At 72.8% G+C, this 18,739-nt stretch carries 14 protein-coding genes; 5 read left to right on the plus strand and 9 right to left on the minus strand.

What is annotated here, in order from left to right:
- Positions 1-29: 29 nt before the first annotated feature.
- From SMD11_RS02205 to SMD11_RS02240, 8 genes are read right to left on the minus strand one after another with little or no spacing between them, the layout of a single operon-like run.
- Entirely contained in the window at positions 30-6,158 is a 6,129-nt protein-coding gene (locus tag SMD11_RS02205; RefSeq protein ID WP_087924787.1) for an eCIS core domain-containing protein, read from the minus strand.
- On the minus strand, positions 6,155-6,466 hold the full coding sequence (locus SMD11_RS02210; RefSeq protein ID WP_087924788.1) for a hypothetical protein: 312 nt from the start codon (positions 6,464-6,466) through the stop codon (positions 6,155-6,157). Before SMD11_RS02210 ends, SMD11_RS02205 begins: the two co-directional genes overlap by 4 nt.
- Positions 6,457-8,415 (minus strand): ATP-binding protein, encoded by a 1,959-nt coding sequence (locus SMD11_RS02215; RefSeq protein WP_087924789.1) that lies wholly within the window; start codon positions 8,413-8,415, stop codon positions 6,457-6,459. The genes SMD11_RS02210 and SMD11_RS02215 overlap by 10 nt, the downstream gene beginning before the upstream one ends.
- Before the next feature lie 48 nt (positions 8,416-8,463).
- Complete coding sequence (locus SMD11_RS36145) at positions 8,464-9,738, minus strand: DUF4255 domain-containing protein (protein ID WP_087924790.1); 1,275 nt, start codon at positions 9,736-9,738, stop codon at positions 8,464-8,466.
- Positions 9,735-10,478, minus strand: coding sequence for a hypothetical protein (locus SMD11_RS02225; RefSeq protein ID WP_159395186.1), 744 nt, complete (start codon positions 10,476-10,478; stop codon positions 9,735-9,737). The genes SMD11_RS36145 and SMD11_RS02225 overlap by 4 nt, the downstream gene beginning before the upstream one ends.
- The gene (locus SMD11_RS02230; protein WP_087924792.1) at positions 10,471-11,208 is read right to left on the minus strand and encodes a hypothetical protein; all 738 of its coding nucleotides are present in this window, start codon (positions 11,206-11,208) and stop codon (positions 10,471-10,473) included. The genes SMD11_RS02225 and SMD11_RS02230 overlap by 8 nt, the downstream gene beginning before the upstream one ends.
- 11 nt (positions 11,209-11,219) lie before the next feature.
- Positions 11,220-11,744, minus strand: coding sequence for a phage tail protein (locus tag SMD11_RS02235; RefSeq protein WP_087924793.1), 525 nt, complete (start codon positions 11,742-11,744; stop codon positions 11,220-11,222).
- Between the two features lie 7 nt (positions 11,745-11,751).
- On the minus strand, positions 11,752-13,605 hold the full coding sequence (locus tag SMD11_RS02240) for a phage tail sheath C-terminal domain-containing protein (protein WP_087924794.1): 1,854 nt from the start codon (positions 13,603-13,605) through the stop codon (positions 11,752-11,754).
- A 590-nt stretch (positions 13,606-14,195) separates the two neighbouring features.
- Here SMD11_RS02240 and SMD11_RS02245 point away from each other — a divergent pair.
- Positions 14,196-14,375 (plus strand): hypothetical protein, encoded by a 180-nt coding sequence (locus SMD11_RS02245; RefSeq protein WP_087924795.1) that lies wholly within the window; start codon positions 14,196-14,198, stop codon positions 14,373-14,375.
- Positions 14,376-14,506: 131 nt separating this feature from the next.
- Here the strand turns inward: SMD11_RS02245 and SMD11_RS02250 are convergent, their stop codons facing one another.
- Positions 14,507-15,295 carry an SDR family NAD(P)-dependent oxidoreductase gene (locus tag SMD11_RS02250; protein ID WP_087930240.1) on the minus strand — a complete coding sequence of 263 codons (789 nt, stop codon included), beginning with the start codon at positions 15,293-15,295 and terminating at the stop codon, positions 14,507-14,509.
- A 481-nt stretch (positions 15,296-15,776) separates the two neighbouring features.
- Between SMD11_RS02250 and SMD11_RS02255 the strand changes: the two genes are divergently transcribed.
- The 4 genes from SMD11_RS02255 (at position 15,777) to SMD11_RS02270 (ending at position 18,684) form a co-directional block, all read left to right on the plus strand.
- Positions 15,777-16,964: a hypothetical protein gene (locus tag SMD11_RS02255; protein ID WP_159395187.1), complete on the plus strand. Its 1,188-nt coding sequence runs from the start codon at positions 15,777-15,779 to the stop codon at positions 16,962-16,964.
- Positions 16,965-17,487: 523 nt separating this feature from the next.
- Positions 17,488-17,847, plus strand: a complete 360-nt coding sequence (locus tag SMD11_RS37195) for a hypothetical protein (protein WP_159395188.1) — start codon at positions 17,488-17,490, stop codon at positions 17,845-17,847.
- A gap of 52 nt (positions 17,848-17,899) precedes the next feature.
- Positions 17,900-18,355: a hypothetical protein gene (locus SMD11_RS02265; RefSeq protein WP_087924798.1), complete on the plus strand. Its 456-nt coding sequence runs from the start codon at positions 17,900-17,902 to the stop codon at positions 18,353-18,355.
- Positions 18,355-18,684: a winged helix-turn-helix domain-containing protein gene (locus SMD11_RS02270; RefSeq protein ID WP_087924799.1), complete on the plus strand. Its 330-nt coding sequence runs from the start codon at positions 18,355-18,357 to the stop codon at positions 18,682-18,684. The genes SMD11_RS02265 and SMD11_RS02270 overlap by 1 nt, the downstream gene beginning before the upstream one ends.
- Positions 18,685-18,739 lie beyond the last annotated feature (55 nt).

Consider the following 18,739-nt stretch of genomic DNA (forward strand, 5'->3'; position numbering starts at 1 on the left):
AACCCTTCTCCCTCAAGGGGGCACTTTCCCTAGACGATGAGGTCCTTCTTCGCGATCAGATCATTGATGCGGTCGATGACCGTCTGGAAATCCGGCAAGGGCTGAACACCGGAAGGCTTCGACGCCTCGTAGGACTGGAGCTTGGTGACGACCTGGCCGACGTTGAGGAACGGCCGGAGCTGGATGATCCGCCGCGCGAATCCGGGCGTGGTCATCAACTTGGCCGCGATCTCGGAGTCGGCGGCGGTGGTCACGTTGAGCCTCGGATCCCCCGCGCCCGGCTGATGAACGGCCTCGCCATAGGTCCGCGACTTGGAGGGCTTCTTCTCCTCCCACTTGCCGGCGTTCACCCGGTAGCCGCCCCACATGGCCAGGATGGATTGCGGATAGTGCCCGGGCGTCGGCCAGAAGCTGACGGCGACGCGGTACCAGATCATGTCCTCGATGCTCGGCTTCGACCTCGCCTCGTCGGCGGCCAGTTCCACCTTGTCCTTGAAGTGGTTGTTCACGGCGAGTGGCGCCGGCACCAGGTTGGACCCTGTTGCCTTGCCGCCGATCCGCTCCGGAAGGAGGTGCATGCGCAACCAGCGCTCAGGGGGACCGGAGAGCGAGGCGGCCTGGATTGCTTTCCACCCCAGCGGATTGCCGTCCTTCGCCTTGTCGGACGTCTCTCCCAGGGGCGTCTTCGGCTGGATGTACGACGCCTTGGTGTAGCGCGGGGCCCGGACGCCGTCCGCGAAGGCGGGCAGGATCGTCGGAGGCAACGGCGGCTTCTCCGCACCGTGCTCCCGAAGCGCCAGTGAATGGGCCAGAATGTTCAACTGCGAGCGGAGCGCCATGACGTCGTCCGCCCATTTGGTTCCGCCGCCTCCCTTGGGGATCTTGCGCGGAAGTCGCGATTGGATGCTCTTCGCGTTGCGGTAGGCGGCATAGGCCGCACGCCAGGCGGCCATTTGATCCGATGCCTTCGTGCCGGGCTCCAGGGCACCGATGTCCTGCTTCCACTCCCGGAGGAACCGCGCCACCCCCGTCGGGCTGCTGTGGACGACCAGATGCGCGCCGCGTCCCCGGGAATCGAACAGGAGCGTGTGCATCACTCGGTCGTCGCCGCGGAAATTCGCCTTCGGCAGATCGAGATCCGTCATGGTCTCGCCGGGCGGCTTCGGCTTGTCCTTGTCCTTCCCCTTCCCCTTCCCCGTCAGCTTCTCCCAGCGCCGCCGCAACGCGTCCCGCTGCCGCTTCAGCATGTCCCTCAACCGGGCCGCGTTCTCCCGGAAGGCGCGGCCGATCCTGCTGTTGCGCAGCCGTCCGCCCAGTGACCTCAGTCCGGCTTTCACTTTTCCGAGAGCGCGCTTCGCCCGCTGTTTGACCCGCTGGAGGGTGAACTTCGACGGCAACCCCGAACGCCTCGGCCTCTGCTTCGGCTTCGGCGGCGCCTTCGGCCTGGCCGGCCTCGTGGGGCGCTGGGCCGCCGGGCGCGCGGGCTTCGGCCGCGACGGCCTCAGGCGCGGCGGCCTCAAGCGCGGCGGTTTCGGCCGGCCGGGCCGGGGCTTGGCCCCGGGGACGGTGGACCTGGGGTCGCGGATGGCCTCGCCCGCCCCCCGGAGGTCCCTGCGGACCTGGTTGACCCGGAGGCCCTGCCCCTTGCGCGCGGCCGGGCGACCGCCCTTGAAGCCCTTGAGAAGCCGGCCCGCCAGGCCCTTCAGCTTGGAGGTCACCTTCTTCACGTACTTGGCTATGCCGCTGAGCAGCCACTGGTAGAGCATTTCGAGCAGGGCCACGACACCGGCGGCGACCGCCTTCGCGAAGAGCGGGCCCGCCTTGCCCGCCTTGACCGCCTTCAGGTAGCCCAGCACGAGGTTCATCGCGGAGAGGATCGCCTGGAGGGCGCCCCAGGCGGTCTTGATGCCGTCGATGATGGCCAGGACCCAGCCCGCGCCCGGGATCAATCTCGCCACCACCTTCTCGATGACCAGCTCGCCGATGATCAGCGGCAGGTTGGCCACCACCGCTTCCCAGGCCATCCGGCCGATCTTGGCGACGGTCAGACAGCCCTTCAGCAGGACGTCGAACATGTGCTTGGGGACGCCGACGATCTCCTGGACCTTCTGGTCGAACCATGCCTTCACCGCACGCTGGACCTCGTTGAAGAGGTGGTTCTTCGCGCCGTCGACGGCGGATTCCTTGAGCTTGCCGATCCAGCCACCGGGGTCACTGGCGATGTCCATCGCTATGGCCGCGAACTCCCCGAGGGTGTTCAGCGCGAACTCGGCGAACTTCAGCGCGTCGACGACGGCGTTCTCGACGATGCTCACGGCCGCGAGGAGGCCGGCCTCCAGCACGTCGAGCAGTGCGGTCAGCGCCTTGCCGAGCTTGTCGAGCAGCTCACCCACACGCTTCTTCAACCGGTCGGCGTACTCGTTGACCTTGTTGATGGCAGCGTCGCGCTTGTTGTTGATGAAGTTCCGCCATTTGTCCCTGGCCTCGGGGAACGCGGCCAGGAGGACGTTCCCGAAGCCGATCAGGACGTCCGCGAAGACGTTGATCGCCCCGACGATGAACTTCCGGGCGCCGTCGATGAGGTCGAAAGCGGCCTTCTTGAACTCGTTGATGATGCCGGTGACCGCACGACGGGCGGCGTTGAACAGGTCGACGATGGCGTTCTTGAGCTTGGTGAACTGGTCCTTGACCCAGTCGACCGCCCGGCTCAGCCAGTTCCCCGATTCCTTCTTACCCTCGTCGCGCTTGGCCTCGGCGCCCTTCTCGGCCTTCTCCCGCTCACTCCCGATCCTGTCGTTGTCGTCCTTGGTGCGCTTCTCGACGTCGGCGTCGGTCTTGGTCCGCTTGTCCTCGATGTCCTTACGGGCCTTCTCATGCTCCGTGCCGGTCTTGCCGTCGATCTCGGCGAGTTTGTCGTCCTGCTCCCGCTGCCACTGCTCCCGGGCCTGGGAGACCGCCGACACCGCCTGCCCGCGCTCTCCCGCCTGGGCCTCGGTGTCGGCGGCGATCTCGGCGTCCACGTCCTTGCGGTGCTGGGCCTGCGACTCCTCGAAACCGGTGTCCTTCGTCCGGCGCTCGGTGCCCATTGCCTCCTTGCCCCGGCCGAACCCGGCCTGGATCTCGGGCCCCTTCTCCTGCTCCGCCACCACCGACGCCGCCTCCACCGGGACCTGGCCGGCCGGGGCGCCCCCGGCGCCCGCTCCTCCGCGCTCCTGCCCGTGTCCCCTCGGGACCTCGCCGGTGAGCGTCTCCTCGGGCACGTCGGGGAAGATCCGGTCCTCGCCCATGGGCCTGGCCGCGTCCTCCCGGCCCGCCGTCCTCAGCTCCCGGCCCTTGTCGGTCAGGTTGGTGCGCTGCCGGTCCGTGCGCCCCGGGTCGGCGTCCTCCGTGACCGGGACCTTGGACGCCTTGCCCACGGTGGTGTTCAGCGACTTGTCCCGGGTGGGCATCCCGCTCAGCGACTCGGTCAGGTCGTCCATCGAGACGAACGCGCTGGCGATCTTGCCCAGGATGCCCATGGCGACGTCGAACCAGCCCGGTTCCTCCACCTTCTCGGCCGGGTTCTCACCGCTCGGCACCGTGCCGCCCTCGACATCGGGGGTACGGCCTTGCGGGGCGTCGACCCTGCCCACCGCGTCCTTGGAGTACTCGCCGGGGGCCGCGACCCTCGCGGGGCCGTGCAGGGTTCCCGGGGCACCTGAGGGCCGCCGCATCCTGGGCGGCTTGTCCTCGACCGCGGAGCGCTCCCGGCCGACCGTACGGCCCACCGACCGGTTGACCCCGCCCAGAGCCGACCGCGCCTGGTGCGGCTTGAGTTTGGCCAGCGTGGTCAGCCCGGCCTCCGGCGCCGCCTGCGACACATCGGGAGCGGGCGGTTCCCGCTTGGCCGGTGCCGCGGGCGCCCCACCGCCCCCGCCTCCCCCGCCGACGCGGGGCGCGGCGCCACCCATCGCGGCGCCGGGCGCGGCATCCGGTGTTCCCTCGCAGCCGCCACCCCCGTCCTCCAAGGAGGCGTCGGCGGGCATGGATGCGGTGGCCCCGGCGTCGGCGTCCGCCTCGGACTCCAGTCCGCCGGACGCGCCGACCGGGTCGGTGCCGACCTGTTCCGGACCGTCACCACCGGGGGTCCCTCCGGCCGGCGCTCCCGGCCCCGCGTCGAGGGAGGCCCCACCACCCGCTGTCCGTGAGGCCGCCAGAGGTTCTTCGGCCTCCGGCGCCTCTCCGCCCTCTCCGGTCTCCTCGGGTTCGGGAGCCTGGGCGACCGCGGGTTCCGGCGCCGGCTCGGGGGCGGCCAGTGCGGAGCGGGCCGCGGGGTCGGCGCACGTGCTCCCGGCCGGCGGAACGGTGTCCTCCAGCCCCCGGTCGGACAGTTCGTCGTCGGCCTGCCGAGGCCCGGGTTCGGGTTCGGGACGCTGTTGCGACGGTGCTTCGGCGGTGCTCCGCTCACCGGCGTCCGGGCTCGCGTCGGCCTCGGCCTCCGCGTCCGCGTCGCCGGGCGAGGTCTCGGCGGGCTCCGGGTCGGGAACGGCCGGAGCCGGGCCGGGACCGTCCCAGTCCGTCCGGTCGGGGTCCGGCGAGGCCGGCTGCTTGTCGCCGGACAGAGTCTCCTCGGCGGGGGCGGGTGCCTGCTGCGGCTCCGGCTGCGCCGGCTCCTCGTCCTCCTCCGCTGTGCCGGTCTCGACCGGGGGGAGCGGTACTTCGTCCCGGGCGCCGGGCTCCATGCCCAGCGGTTCCTCCTCGCGGGACGGCTCCTCGGAACAGTCGTCCTGCTTGGCGAGGCCGTGCTTGGCCAAGGGGCCGGCGGGGTCCAGGGCCACGGTCTCGACGGTGTTCTCGTCGACCTTCTCGTGCCCCGCCTTCGCACCGGCCGCCGGGGCGGTACGGACGGCTCCGACGACGGCGAACCGGGACACCGGTGCCACAGCGCCCGGTTCACCCGGCGGCCGTGCGGCACCCACCGCGGCCATGGCGGGAGGCGCCGCTTGTTGTGCCTGTGACTGTTCGCTCCGCCGCGCCCGCTCCCCTTCGGCGGCGCTGCCGTCCTGGTCCTCCGCCGGAGGGCGCTGCCGCGGATCGGCCTCCTTCTGCCGGTCCTCGTCCGAGGTCTCCCGGTCCCGGGCCCGCTCCTGTTCCGCCTCGCGTTGCCGGTCCCGCTCCCGCTCGGCCCGTTCGTCGCCCGGCCTCTCCCGGTCGCGACGCTCCCGCTCGCTCTCGGCGTCCCGTGGCTCCTCCGGGTCCTGCCGTTCCCGCTGTCCGGCTTCTCGCTCCTCGGACTGCGATCGCTCCTGCCGCTCGTTCTCGGCCCGCTGGTCGTCCTGCTCGCTCCGCCGCTCGTCCGACAGGGTCTCGTCGGCGGTGCCCAGTGATTCCGGGGCACCACCCGACGCCTTCCCCTCCGGGGAGGTCTCGGCCTCCTGGACCAGTTCGAGCACCCGCTGATGATCGGAGGAGGGCAGCCGCAGGGCGAGCCGTTCCAGCACGGCGTCCTGAAGTTGTGGAGCGAAGCCGGCCAGTTGCAGCCGCACCCGCCCCGAGGAGTCCGTGGGGTCGCCGCGCAGCGAGCGCAGGATGCCCGCCGCCAGCCGGTCCACCAGCGTCGCCGGATCGAGCTGTTCGGTACGGAACTGGTCGGCCCTGACCCGGGCGTACCGCAGCCAGCCGGGGGTGGCGCTCCGGCTCACCTCGGGCCGTCGCCCGGACCGTGCGCCGTCCTCCGCCTGGACCTCCACCGGGTCCCGGGGCAGACTGACGGCCCCGAGGTCACGGCCCGCCCGCAGGGCGCCCAGCGCATGGGGCGCCTGGACGGTGTGCAGCAGTTCGTGCGCGACCAGCCGCCGCCCGTCCTCCGTGCCCGGCCGGAACCGCCCCTCGGCGAAGAAGATGTCCTCGCCCACCGTCACCGCGTCGGCGCCGAGCAGGTCGGTGAGAGCCGCCGCGTCCCGGTCGGTGTGGACCCGCACCCGCTCGAAGTCATGGCCCAGGCGCTCCTCCATCTCCCGGCGCAGGCCGAGGTCGAGGGGCTGCCCGGCGCCGGTGATGATCTCCTTGGGCTCGGGCCGGCGGGCCTTGGGCGCCCGGGCCTTGCGACCACGCTGCCGGCCGGTGGCGTCCTTCGCGTCCCGCGCGGTCTCCTGGCGGTGCGTCCGTGTCCCGCTCATGTCCGCCTCCCCCTGTCCGCGGCCCGGTCCGGCCCCGCGCCGCCGCGTGTCAGACCGGTGTGCACCGCCCGGGCCAGCGCCGTGCCCAGCCGGTGCGGAGACGCCGTGGCGGGCAACGGCGGCAGGTCGCGGACCAGGTCCACCGCCAGGTCGGTGTCCCCGGCGACCGGGACGCCGCGGTCCTGGACCAGCCGGTGGAGTTCGCGCCGGAAGACCTCGGTGACCAGGTCGTGGTCGAGATGGTCGAAGCCGGTCAGGACCAGCTCACCGATCTCGATGTCGACGCGCCCGGAATCCGTCACACCCATCCGCGTACCTCCGAGGGGGTCAGCGAGCGCTCCAGCTTGAGGTACTCGGTGCGCGCGGCTGCCAGCATGTGCCGCATGCGCAACGCGGTACCCTCCTCCGCGGCCAGGAACGCCGCGGCCAGTGCGATGTTCCTGATCGAGCCGCCCGCCACCGTGAGCTGGGCCAGGCGGTCGGCGTCCAGGCCCTCGCTGGGTGTCTGCTCGGGGACGACCCGCCGCCAGATCTCGGCCCGCTCCGGGACCCCGGGGAACGGGAAGTCCACGACGAAGCGGATGCGGCGCATGAACGCCGGGTCGAGCGCCTGTTTCATGTTGGTGGTCAGCACGGCCAGGCCCCGGTAGGCCTCCATCCTCATCAGCAGGTAGCTGACCTCGAGGTTGGCGTAGCGGTCATGACTGTCCTTGACGTCGCTCCGCTTGCCGAACAACGCGTCGGCCTCGTCGAACAGCAGCAGCGCCCCGCCCCGTTCGGCGGCGTCGAAGACGCGGCGCAGGTTCTTCTCGGTCTCGCCGATGTACTTGCTGACCACCTGGGACAGGTCGATGACGAAGAGATCGACGCCCAGCTCGCCGGCGATCACCTCGGCGGCGAGGGTCTTGCCCGTTCCGGAGCCCCCGGCGAACAGGGCGGTCACCCCGAGTCCGCGGCGCAGCACCGCTTCGAACCCCCACTCCTGGTAGACGGTGGCCCGCTGCCGGACGTGGGCGACCGCTTCCTGGAGCACGTCGCGTTGCCGTTCCCCGAGCACCAGGTCGCCCCAGTTCGCCCGGGGCTCGATCCTGCGGCCGAGCTCGTCCAGGGACATCCGCGCCTCGGCGAGGCCCGCCGTCCAGGCCAGCCGTTTGGCGTCGCCCCCGGGGGCCCGGCGTACGGCCGCGCCCGCGGCGCGGATGACGTGGGCGGGCAGCGAGAACTGGGCGACCAGGTCACGCATGTCCTGTTCCCGCACCCCTTCGACCCCTTTGAGGGCGCCGGTCCACAGCCGTAGCTGTTCCTGAGGGGTGAGCGCTTCGACGGTGACCCGGTCGCGTACGGACCATCCGCCGGGCCGGGGGTCGTCGCTGGAGAGGATCAGTGGCACGGCCAGCTCCGCGAGGAACGCCTCCACCACGGCCCGCCGTTCGCCCTGCCGCTCACCGGCCTGCTGGTCTCCGGTCTCCACCAGCAGGGCGGCCGGGAGGAGGATGGCCTCGCGTTGCCAGAGCCTGGCGAGGCCGTCCCGCTCGGCGGGCTCGGCGGGCAGGTCGTCGGCCGACGCGGTGTACAGGGCGAGGCCCGCTTGTTCGGCGGCGGCCGCGGCGACGTCCCACCGGGTCTCCCGGTCGGCGCCGACGAGCTCGACCTGGGGAGGTCCTTCGACGTCGGCGGCGCCCCAGGCCCCGGTGACGCGGTCGGCGGCCGTCAGATGAGCGGGAGGGAGTTCGTCCTCTTTCGCGGCCCGGCGTCGGACCAGCCCGTGCAGCCGGGTGTCCAGGTAGGGCACTCCGACAAGGAAGTGCAGGATGCGCTCGTCGACGCGCAACCGGGAAGTGGTCGGCGCGGTCTCGTCGGCGAGCTCGACCAGCCGCCAGCGCCGCAGCGGTCCGACCGGGGTGAGGGCGCTCCAGTGAGGGTCGTCCAGGGCCGCGAGCGCCAGGGCGAACGTGGGATGGGCCCGGGCCGGGTCACCGCAGGCGGCGGCACAGCGGGGCCCGGTGGTGGGGTCGGTCTCGGCGGCGGCGGCGAGGACCAGCACATCGCGCTCGAAAGGGCTGAGACAGAAGCAGGACACCACGGTCTCCAGGGCGGTCTCCGGCCGGTCCGCCTGAACGGCCGGGCGCGCCGGCCCACCACCGGCCTCCGCCGGGGTGGGCTCCGACGACGGCGAGGCGTGCGCGTCCAGACGGTCCAGCACCTCCCGGACGGCTGCGGCCAGGGCCCGCTGATGGGTCTCCTCGTACCGGCCCATCGGCCTCACCCCCTCTCCTCCGGCCATCGTGTCCAGTTCCCGGTCTCGTCAGTTCGTGTCGGACAGGTCGACCGCGGGTGCGTCGAACGTCCCCTCCGCGGACAGCGTCAGGGCGCTCTGCACCCCGTCCACCTGGACCCGGACCAGATAGACGGCGGGGCGCACTCCCCTGATCCGGATCCGGACGACGCTCGGGTCGGGCCGCTCGCCCAGCGGGAACGGGGCCCGGAACTGGTATCCGGCAGCCGGCCGGTCCGACGGAGGCCGCTTCTCGTCGAGCAGCAGCAGTACCCGCTGATCCGTGCGGACCGGCATGTCCAGGTCGAGCACCAGGACCGCGTCGACGGCGTCGGTCCCGGTGGCGTCCTCCACGCGGATGGTTCCGGTGATCCCGGGGCGACGGGCGAAGACCGCCGCGTTGGATTCCAGTGCCCAGTGCGGCTTCGGGGGGATTCCGAGCTCCAGTCCGTGCAGCAGTTGCACCGTGTGGACCCCGGGTGGCAGCGCCGGCGGTACGTCGACGACCGCCCGGTCGTCGCGCACCCGGCCCGCCGGCAAGGGCACGTCCAGACCGCCCACCCGGGCCGTCACCCGGTCGGCGCGCAGCCCGGCGCCGAGGACGACGAGTTCATGGCCGGCCGGGACCGGGCCTTCCACCGGTTCGGTGCCGGGCGGTGATCCGGCCGGGCGGGAGAGGACGCGGTCGACGAGGGGCTGTCTGGTGGGGATGGCCCGTACCGTGCGCTTGAGCACCGGTTTGCCCGCCACCGGGTCCTCGTTGCCTTCGATGAACACGGCGGTGCCCTGGTACGTGAGGGACGTCGCGAAGGGCGTCTGGATCATCGTGGACCAGAGCTTGGACATCTCGTCGACATCCGTTTTGGTCGGCGTGAACCGCACCCGCAGCGGTGAGGACGCCAGATCGGTGCCGGCCAGGAAGGGGGACCGCGCCGCCTCCTCGATCAATTCCTTCGGCAGGGAGGGAACTTCGTGCAGGGTGCGGACCACCGAGCCGAGCATCCGCTGGGCGACGAGTTCGCGTTCGTCGCCGTAGAAGCTGATCAGGTAGTGCAGGTCGAGGGGGGCGATCGGCTTCCTGAGCAGGGTGCCGTCGCCGCTGCGGGTGGGCAGGTCATGGCCGCGCAGCGAGCCGTTGGGGGTGACTTGGTGGAGGAAGACGGTGATGGTGGGCTGGGTCGGCGGCTCGGCGGGCGGTTTGCGGGCCGCGACGTCGACGGCGAACGGGACGTCGGGCGCGACGGAGTGCGCGATCAGCAGCCGCAGGGCCTCGGTGACGGTGGCGACGGCCAGGGAGTTGCTCACGCGCCACCACCGTTCCCCCGGGTCAGGTACTGATCGAGGGTCAGGGCCGGCCGGGGCCGGCCGCCGCCGTCGGGCGCGCCTCGCCCGGCCGGCTTCGTGGGGAGCGGCCGCCGCTCCCCGTTGACCTCCAGCCGGCCGATGCTGACCCGTACCACCCGCTCGGGCGCTTGGTGCCGACGGCGTCTCTCGGCTGCCGGGGCGGCCGCGGCAGCGCGTTCGGGCTGCCGGGGACGTGCCTGGGGCACGGCCGCGGCGGGGGCCTTGCCGGCGGTACGGGCGGGGAGCTCGGTGGGGCGGGCGGCCCTACGGGCGGGGCGTCGCTCGGCCGGGTCGGCGAGACGGGCGTCCTGGCGCCGGCTCCGCCCGGCATCGCGCTCGGGTCGGGACGCGAGCAAGGGCGGCACTGCCGGGACCGCCAGTACGGGCCGCGCGGGCAGCAGCCGCGTCACGGCCGCCGGTGAGTGTTCCCGTGCCGGGGCCACAGCGGGGCCGAGCGCTGTGGGAGCCGGTGGCGGCGCGGGACGCGACGCGGCGGGCCGCAGGCCGGACTCGGCGGTGCGGGTCGTCGGACCCGCGGCCGGGGCGGTCCGGGCACCGGACGGCTCCGGACCGTCGAACCCCGTCGTCCCGATCCGTTCGAACGGTCCCGGCAGGCGGGGCCGCAGCCGCGTCACGCCGGTGGGCGCGTCCCCGCGGGCCGGCGCGTGGCGCGCCAGGAGGCGGTCGAAGAAGTCAGGCATCCGCACACAGCTCCAGGTAGTAGCGGCGCCGCAGCGGGCTGAGCGCCAGGATCTCCGGTTCGCTCCAGCCGTACGCGGTGGCGAGCAGGTGGACGTCCAGGAGGGTGTCGCGGGCCCAGGCGTCGAGCTCGGCCCACAGGTAGGAGGCGATGTCCAGTTCGGCCCGGGTGGCCTTCCCGCAGGCCGGGCAGGCGACGTTGAGCGTCACGTCGGCCAGCGGGTCGGACGCCTCGGAGGCCGCGGCGATCCGTCGCTGCACCGGCTCGGGCAGGTCGGGGCCGGTTACGGGGCCGCCGCCGCGCTCGGCCCGGACGACGCAGCGGGCCAGCAGCGCCGCCCTGGCCCGGTCGCCCGGTACGGTCCCGGCGGCGGCGAGGTCGTCGGGGGTGGGCAGCCTGAACTCGACCGTCCACTCGCCCTCTTCGATGCGGACCGTTCCGTCCTGCGTCGCTCCCGGCCCGTCCGTGCCCAGCCCCGCCGCGTCGAACGAGAACTCCATCTCCTCCCCGCACTCGGCGCAGTCCGCGCGCACCTCCAGTTCCGCGCCGAACAGCGCCCGCCGTACGGCGAACAGTTCGGCGTCGCGCCGCCCCACCGGGACCGAGAGCAGTTCCCCGGCCCCGGCCCCGGGGCGGGCGAGGCCGTGCAGGAGGAGGGCGCGCCCACGGTCGTCGGACGCGAGGCCCGCCTCCCACGCGGCGAGCAGCGCCCCGGCCTCCAGGTGTTCCATCCGTGACCGGCCTAGGCCGGCTGCTGGTACGAGGGCTCCTCGGGCTCCGGGACCTCGTAGTCCCGCTCCCAGCCCTCGCATTCGAGCTTGAGGCTCTGGATCGCCACCGCGTTGGCGTTGGCGTCCAGTTCCCCGACGATCTGGTACTCGCTGATCCAGGCGCGGTAGAGCTTGTGGGAGACCGCGACCTGGCCCGCCTCGTTGAGCACCTGGATGACGATGTCCTTGCGGAAGTCGGCCAGCGAGACCTCGGAGCCGCGGCCGGCGCCGACCATCCACACCTTGTTCGCCCAGCGGTCGAACTCGGTGTCGTGGGTGACGCCGCGCTCCAGCGTGACGGCCTCGAACTCGGTGCGCCCCGGCGACTTGCGCGGGGAGCTGGCGTCACCGCCGTTGCGGTGCTTGACCACCTCGGTGGTGCGCTTGAGTGGACTGATCTTGCTGACGCCTGCGACGACGCGCCCGTCCCAGACGACCAGGAACTTGAAGTTCTTGTACGGGTCGAACCGCTGCGCGTTGACCGTGAACTCGGCCATGGAGCTCCTATACCTCGATCTGTCCGGCCATCTGCTCGATCTTGACGATCACGAACTCCGCGGGCTTGAGCGGCGCGAATCCGACCACCACGTTGACCACACCGCGGTTGATGTCGTCCTGCGTGGTGGTGTCCTTGTCGCACTTGACGAAATACGCCTCGCGCGCCGCCGTGCCCTGGAACGCGCCCTGTTGGAAGAGCGTGTGCATGAACGCGCCGATGTTGAGCCGGATCTGCGCCCACAGACGCTCGTCGTTGGGTTCGAAGACGACCCACTTGGTGCCGCGGTAGAGACTCTCCTCCAGCATCAGCGCGAGCCGTCTGACCGGCACGTACTTCCACTGGGAGGCGAGGACGTCGGCCCCGGCCAGTGTCCGCGCGCCCCAGATCACGGGACCGACGACGGGGAAGGACCGGAGGCAGTTGAGCCCCACGGGATTGAGCAGCCCGTTCTCCCGGTCGGTCATCGGGACGGTGAGCGCCCGCACCCCGTAGAGCCGGGACTCGGTGCCCGCGGGTGCCTTCCACACGCCGCGCTCGCTGTCCGTGCGGGCCATGACCCCGGCGACGGCGCCCGAGGGCGGGAAGGCCCGCAGCCGCCCGGTGACCAGGTCGACCATCTCCAGGTGCGGGAAGTACAGGGCCGCGTGGGTGCCCGGGACGGACTCGAAGGTGGCCAGGCCGGCCCGCGCCGCGTCGAGGCTGCGCCACGCGGCGGGCGCGTCGGCGACCAGGAACATCCGCTTCTCCTGGCACAGGGCCGCGGCGGCGGACAGGACGGTGGCGGCGTCGTCCGGGCCGGCGTAGGCGGCGACCTCGGGCAGGAGCAGGAGGTTGACGTCCTGGACGTCGCGCAGGGCGTTGATGCCGGTCTTCGCGGCCTCGCTGCCGATCAGGTCGGCCGGTCCCGGCGGGCCCGCGTCCACACCGTCCTTGAGCTCGAAGACCGGCGGCCGGGCGAAGTCCTCCAGGCCGAGCGAGCCCGCCGCGTCGCCGCTGAAGCGGACCACGTCGTCCTGGTCGACCGAGCCCGCGACGACCTGGAGCCGCTGCCCGAAGGCGGTGACCCGGGTGCCCGCGAACGCGCGCTTGCCCGGGGCGTCGGGCAGGGCCCGCAGTTTCCGCTCCAGCAGGAGGGCGAGCTGGGCCACGCTCTTCGGCTGCTCCGCGCCGTCGGCCGGCCCTTCATAGATCTTGAAGGTGTACTTGACGGCGCCGATCTTGACGTCGACCGCCACGGCCAGGTCGGGAAGCTGTGCCCCGAACGCCTTGGAGACCGTGCCGACGGGATTGGGTCGGCCGCGGCCCGCCACCGAGGCCACCTGGACCAACGACGAGGCGGAATTCACCAGGGCTTCGACGTAACGGGCGTGTCCCGGGTCCATGGAGACCCCGGTGAAGGACTCCCGCGCCCCGCCGGAGCTGTCGAAGACGTGCAGGTTGAACGTCTCCTTGGGTTTCTGCGTGTCGTAGTCGACGGCGACGCGCAGCTGATCCCCCCACTTCCCGGGCTCCTTCGCGGCCAGAACCAGCGCCGAGGCGGCCGTCTCGGTCTCGTTCGACGCCAGCGTCACGGAGGCGGATTTCCCCGAGCCCGCGGCACCCACCCGCACGACGACCGCGACCGATCCTCCGTTGAGGAAGAACTGCTGGACGGCGTAGCTGACCGCGCTGTCCGAGGCCAGACCGCCGAACCGGCGCTCGTAGTCCGCGAAGCTGGTGAGGGTGACCGGCCGGTTGACCGGACCCCGGCGGGTGTGCCCGAGGAAGGCGGCCACGGACGTGGTGACCGCCGTGATGGTACGGACGCTGCTGGGAAGTTCTTCGATGTAGACGCCGGGATAGGTCGGTTGCACCGGCATTGACCCTCCATTTCCTCCAGACGTCAAGAGATATGAAGGGGAGGTGACCTTCATAAGGCCTCGTCGCGCCATACGCAATTGCGCACGCGAATGCGAAATGGGACGTTCCCCGTCATAAACCTCGCGACTCCATGCCGCGAGGGACTCAAGCACCCGCTTGTGACTCCTGGCGCCTTTGCGCGCGCCCATCATGAGCCGAATACGAACGCCACGTCAAGATCCTGGAAAGACCCGCATATTCGTCAAGTCACCTTCCAGGAAGATCAGTTGAGGAAGTAGATCCACTTCCGCGACAGCCGATCCATGAATACGGAAATCCAAATTCCGATCCCTGCGCGGACGACGCGGGAGCCGGGACGGGTTTTTCGGCCGTCGTGAAATCGACCCCTCACACCCCGGCTACCCCCGCGCCCGCGACAGGAAGCGCGCCGGGTGGTGGGCGACACCGCGCGCGCGGAGGACGGGCACCCACGCCGGCACCCGGCCGAGGGCATCGGCCGGGTCAAACACGGGCACCACAGGGATACTTGAAGGTGATACGACTTGCTCCGGCCCGGGTGTCGGACTGTTGAGGTTGTCGGGGAGGGACCGTGCTGTTCGATCTCAAGGCGGAGGCGGATATGCGGCTGCATTCGGACCGCATGGCGGCCGAGCTCGCGGAGAGGCGCCGCGAGCGGCTCGCCCACGAGGAGGGCGGGGAGACTCCTGAGCCGGAGGGCAAGCGGGCTTCGGCCGGTGACGGGCAGGGCTCGCCCGGTGGTTCCGGCTGAGGCTCTCCCCTGGTCGCTCCTCCTTTGGCTGGCCCTCCCCTGCCCGACTCACCCCGGATGCCCTCGGGCAGGCGGACGGGCCCGAAGGGTCGGCCCGTCCGGCGACGGGTCCCTGGGCAGAACCCCGCGCGTCAGGCCGTGAAGCCGCCGTCGACCTCGATCATCGCGCCCGTGATGTAGCGCCCGTCGTCACCGGCCAGGTGCGCCACCGTCGCCGCGATGTCCTCCGGCGCGGCATAGTGCCCCAGGGCCGTGAAGCCACGGATGGTCTCCGCGCCGGGGCCGTCGGCGGGGTTGGCGTCGGTGTCGGTCGGGCCGGGGTGGACGACGTTGGCGGTGATGCCGCGCGGGCCGAGGTCGCGGGCCAGCCCCTTGGTCATGCCGACCAGGGCGGTCTTGGTCAGCGCGTAGAGGGTGAGGCCGGAGAAGACGGTCCGTCCGGCGATGTTGCTGCCGATGCTGATGATCCTTCCGCCGTCGGTCATGTGCCGTACGGCCGCCCGCGCGGCGAGGTACGGCGCGCGGACGTTGACCGCGAGCGCCCGGTCGAACTCCTCCGGCCCCAGGTCCTCCACCGTTCCGACGACGAAGAGGCCCGCGTTGTTCACCAGGATGTCGAGGCCGCCGAGCGTCGCGGCGGTCTCCTCCACGGCGCCGGTGACGGCGGCGACGTCGCCGCTGTCGGCCCGTATCGCCAGGGCCCGCCGCCCGAGCCCGCGGATCCCCGCGGCGACGGAGGCGGCGTCCTCACCGCCGTTCGCGTAGGTCAGCGCCACGTCGGCGCCCTCCTCGGCCAGGCGCGCGGCGATCGCCGCGCCGATCCCCCGGCTGCCGCCGGTGACCAGGGCGACCTTCCCCTGGAGCCGGCCGGCACCGGCGCGGACGACGCCGGCTTTGTCGCTGTTCTCGATCTCGTTCATGTGCACCAGCTTGGTCGCCGGGGGAGGGGAAGTCCGGCGGTAATCGGCCGCCGCGTTCACCCCCTTCGGTCCGGCGCCCGGCCGAGGAGAAACCTCCGGCCGGGCGCTCTGACGCGTCGTCCTACCTCGTGGGCGGGTCCGGGAGCAGTTCGTCCAGCAGGGGGCTGCTGAACACGCGCGCCGGGTAAGCGCCGGAGGAACGTGCTGGTCGGAGGTCATGGCGAGGTTCCTTACTTGCGCACGGGCGAGGCGATGCGGTGCGGTGCAGGGCGGTGCGGTGCGATCGGTGCGAAGCCGGGGCCGGAAGGGACAACGACCGGGCGTTCCCGGAGGATGCTGCCCCCGTGCCCGCCCGCCGCCCCCGGTGGTGCGGGAGGGAAGTGGGGCCCGTAGGGGGCCGTCGGCTCATGACCTCGGGATGCCGGGCGGCCGACGGTGGACGGGCAAGCACACCGTTACGAGCTCACCAGCGAGCACCGACATGAACGTCACCCCGGCTCCCCCGCTGCTTTCCGCCCCTGCCACCCCGTCCCCCGCGCCCGCGCCCTCTCCGTCCGCGGCCTCACCGGAGATCGCGCTGGACCGCGCGGTTCTCGCCGGGTGCGCGCACTTCCCCGTGCAGATACGGCACGGGGACGGTTCGTGGGCCGAACTCACGCGGGTCGCGGCCGCCCTGGGTGCCGAGGAGTTCCCGCTGGTCACCGAGCGCGGCGTGCCGCGTGCCCACATCGCGCGCGTCCTGCGTCACCTGGGCGCGTGCGCGCCGACCCGCCTGCTGTGGACCACCGGCGGGGGTGTTCCCGAGGGCACCCGGGTCGCGCCCGGTGCGGTGGTCGTGGCCCTGGGCGGCACCCGTGTGATCGAGGCGGCCACGGACTTCGCCGGTCGCGGCGGCGGCCGGTCCCGGCTGGTCCTGATGCCGACCACGTCGCGGGCCATGGCCGACACCGCGCTCTCCCTGGTCGGCGCCGACGGCCGGCCCCGTACCGCCCCTGTCCTGGTACGGGCGCAACTGGAGTTCCTCCGCACGCTCCCGGCCGCGGAGGTGCGCGGCGGGCTCGCACCGCTGATCCGGAACGTCCTGGCCGTCAGGCCCGGCTCCTACGAATCCGTGGCCTCCCGGCTCCGGCCGAGCGGCCGATACGCCCCCGAGATCCTGGCCTCGTTCCTCGCCCTGTGCGCCGAGTGCCGGGCCACCGCCGTGTGCTACGACCCGCTCGAACAGGGCCCGGCCAGGGCGTTGTCCTACGGGCGTACGGTGGCGGACGCGCTGCGCGCGGAGGCCGGCGGGGCGCTGCCGGCCGGGGACGCGGCGGCGCTGGGCATGCTGGTCGCCGCCCGCGTCGCGGTGGAGGCCGGTCTGCTGGATCCGGCCGCCGAGCGGGCGCACCGGGATCTGATCGCCCGCTGGGGAGCGCCGCCGCGGCTCCCGGGGCCCTTCCCGGCGGATCGCGTCGTGGAGCGGGTCCTCGCGGGCGCGGAGGGCGGCGCGATGGTCCTGCTCGACGATCTGGGCCGGCCCCATATGGGCCGGGACGGCATGCTCACCGCCGTCGGCCGGCCGCTGCTCCGTACGGGCCTGGCCGCCGTCGCACCGGCCGCCCCGTCCGCCGGCCGCGCCGAGGTGGCTCGGGTGGGCAAGGCCCATGCGTCGGCGGCGGCCCCGTGAGCGCGCCGCCGACTGCGGCAGGGCGCCGGTCGGGGCCGCCTGTCCCGGCCGCCCGTGACAGCGACCGGGACAGGGCCTGGGACAAGGACGGAGCCCTCCTCTCATGTGGCCGGGGCCCCGGGACGCCCACCGTGGAAGGACAAGCCCGTACGCCCCGCCCTTCCGGGCCGGGGCCCCGGAGATCAGGAGCCCACCATGTCCGCACCGGACCCCCGCGCCCCGCTCGCACGTACGTCGTGCCCTCTCGTTGCCCTGCCGCCCGGGTGCGCGGCACGGCGCCGCTGGCGGTCGGCGTCCTTCCGCCGGGCGGCCTGCCCCTACGCCCGTCCGCGCGGCGACGCCGGTCCCGGCGAACCTCCGCCGCCGGGACCGGACTTCCCCGCACTCCCTCGGCAACTCCCCCGGCACCGGCCGGAGTACAGCCACCTGAACCGAAACGGAACCGAGTCATGAAAGACCCCGGCACCACGAACAGCGCCACCGCGCGTCCGGGGGTGGTGGGGAACGGCGGGTGCCGGGCCCGGTGGACAGGGCCGACGTCCCGCGCCTGCTCGACGCCGCGGCCGCGGGCCGCCCTGTGCCCGCTCCCCGCCGCGACCCGGCGACGCCGGCCCTCGCCGAACTCGGGGAGATCCTCCGCTACTTCGGGCAGTTCCACAGCCCCGACCGGCCGCTGCCGAAGTGCGGCAATGCCTCGCCCGGGTCGCTGTACGCCACGCAGTTGTACGTGGAGGCGGACGGGAACGCGGTCGCCGGTCTCGCGCCGGGCCACCACTACTACCACCCGGTCCACCACCGGCTGGTCCTCATGAGCGGGGCGGACCGTACGGCCGGGCCGTCGGGCGGCCTGCAGCTGACCCTTACTTTCCTCATGGGAAAGTAAGTGCTACTTTCCTGTAAGGAAAGTAGCCAGCCGGAAGACCAGGGGACGCCTCATGACCTCGTACGAAGCCCAGGCCGCGCTCGACGACATCCGCCGCCTCCAGGAACACACCGGCGACGCGTACGTCCACCACGGCTTCTCCCGCTCCTACGTGCTGATGACGGCGGTGACGCTCTTCGTCGAGCTCTCCTCGTTCGACCTTCCGCACCCCTGGAGCACCGCCACCCTGGCGCTCGGGGTCGTCCTCCTGGCGGGCACCTTGATCGCACAGGAGCGCCGGGCTCCCGTCCGGCGGCGGCACAGCGGCCGGGAACTGCTGCTCTACGCGGTCGCGTCGGCCGTCCTCATGCTGGTCTACCTGGCCTCCCTCGCCACCACCCGCGCGACCGGGCTGCCGGCGCCGCACACGGTCGCGGCCACCGCCGTGGCCCTGGCGAGCCTCGCGGGCGCGCGCTTCACCCGCCCCCTCCTCGCCGCGATCGTGCGCCGGGACAGCCGGAACGTCTGATGGATCCCGACTTCGACGAATTCCTGCACGTCCCGGCGCGACTGTCGGTCGTCGCACTGCTGGCGCCGGCCGACTGGGTGGAGTTCGGCTTCCTCCGGGACTCCGTCGGGACCAGCGACTCGGCGCTGTCCAAGCAGATCTCCGCCCTGGCGAACGCCGGGTACGTCACGGTCCGCAAGGGCCGGGACCAGGGGGTGCGGCGGACCCATGTCCGGCTCACCCCCCACGGCCGGGACGCGTTCCGGCGGCACGCGGCGGCTCTGGGCCGGATCGTCGCGGCGGCGAGCGCTCCGGCGGAGCGGTCCGGGCCGGACGACGAGGAGGGCTAGCCGCCCTGGTCGCCCACGCGGCACCCGCCACGCCGAACCGGCCTTCGCCGGCCCT

Origin of the sequence: Streptomyces albireticuli, from assembly GCF_002192455.1 — a bacterium.
Taxonomy (GTDB): domain Bacteria; phylum Actinomycetota; class Actinomycetes; order Streptomycetales; family Streptomycetaceae; genus Streptomyces; species Streptomyces albireticuli_B.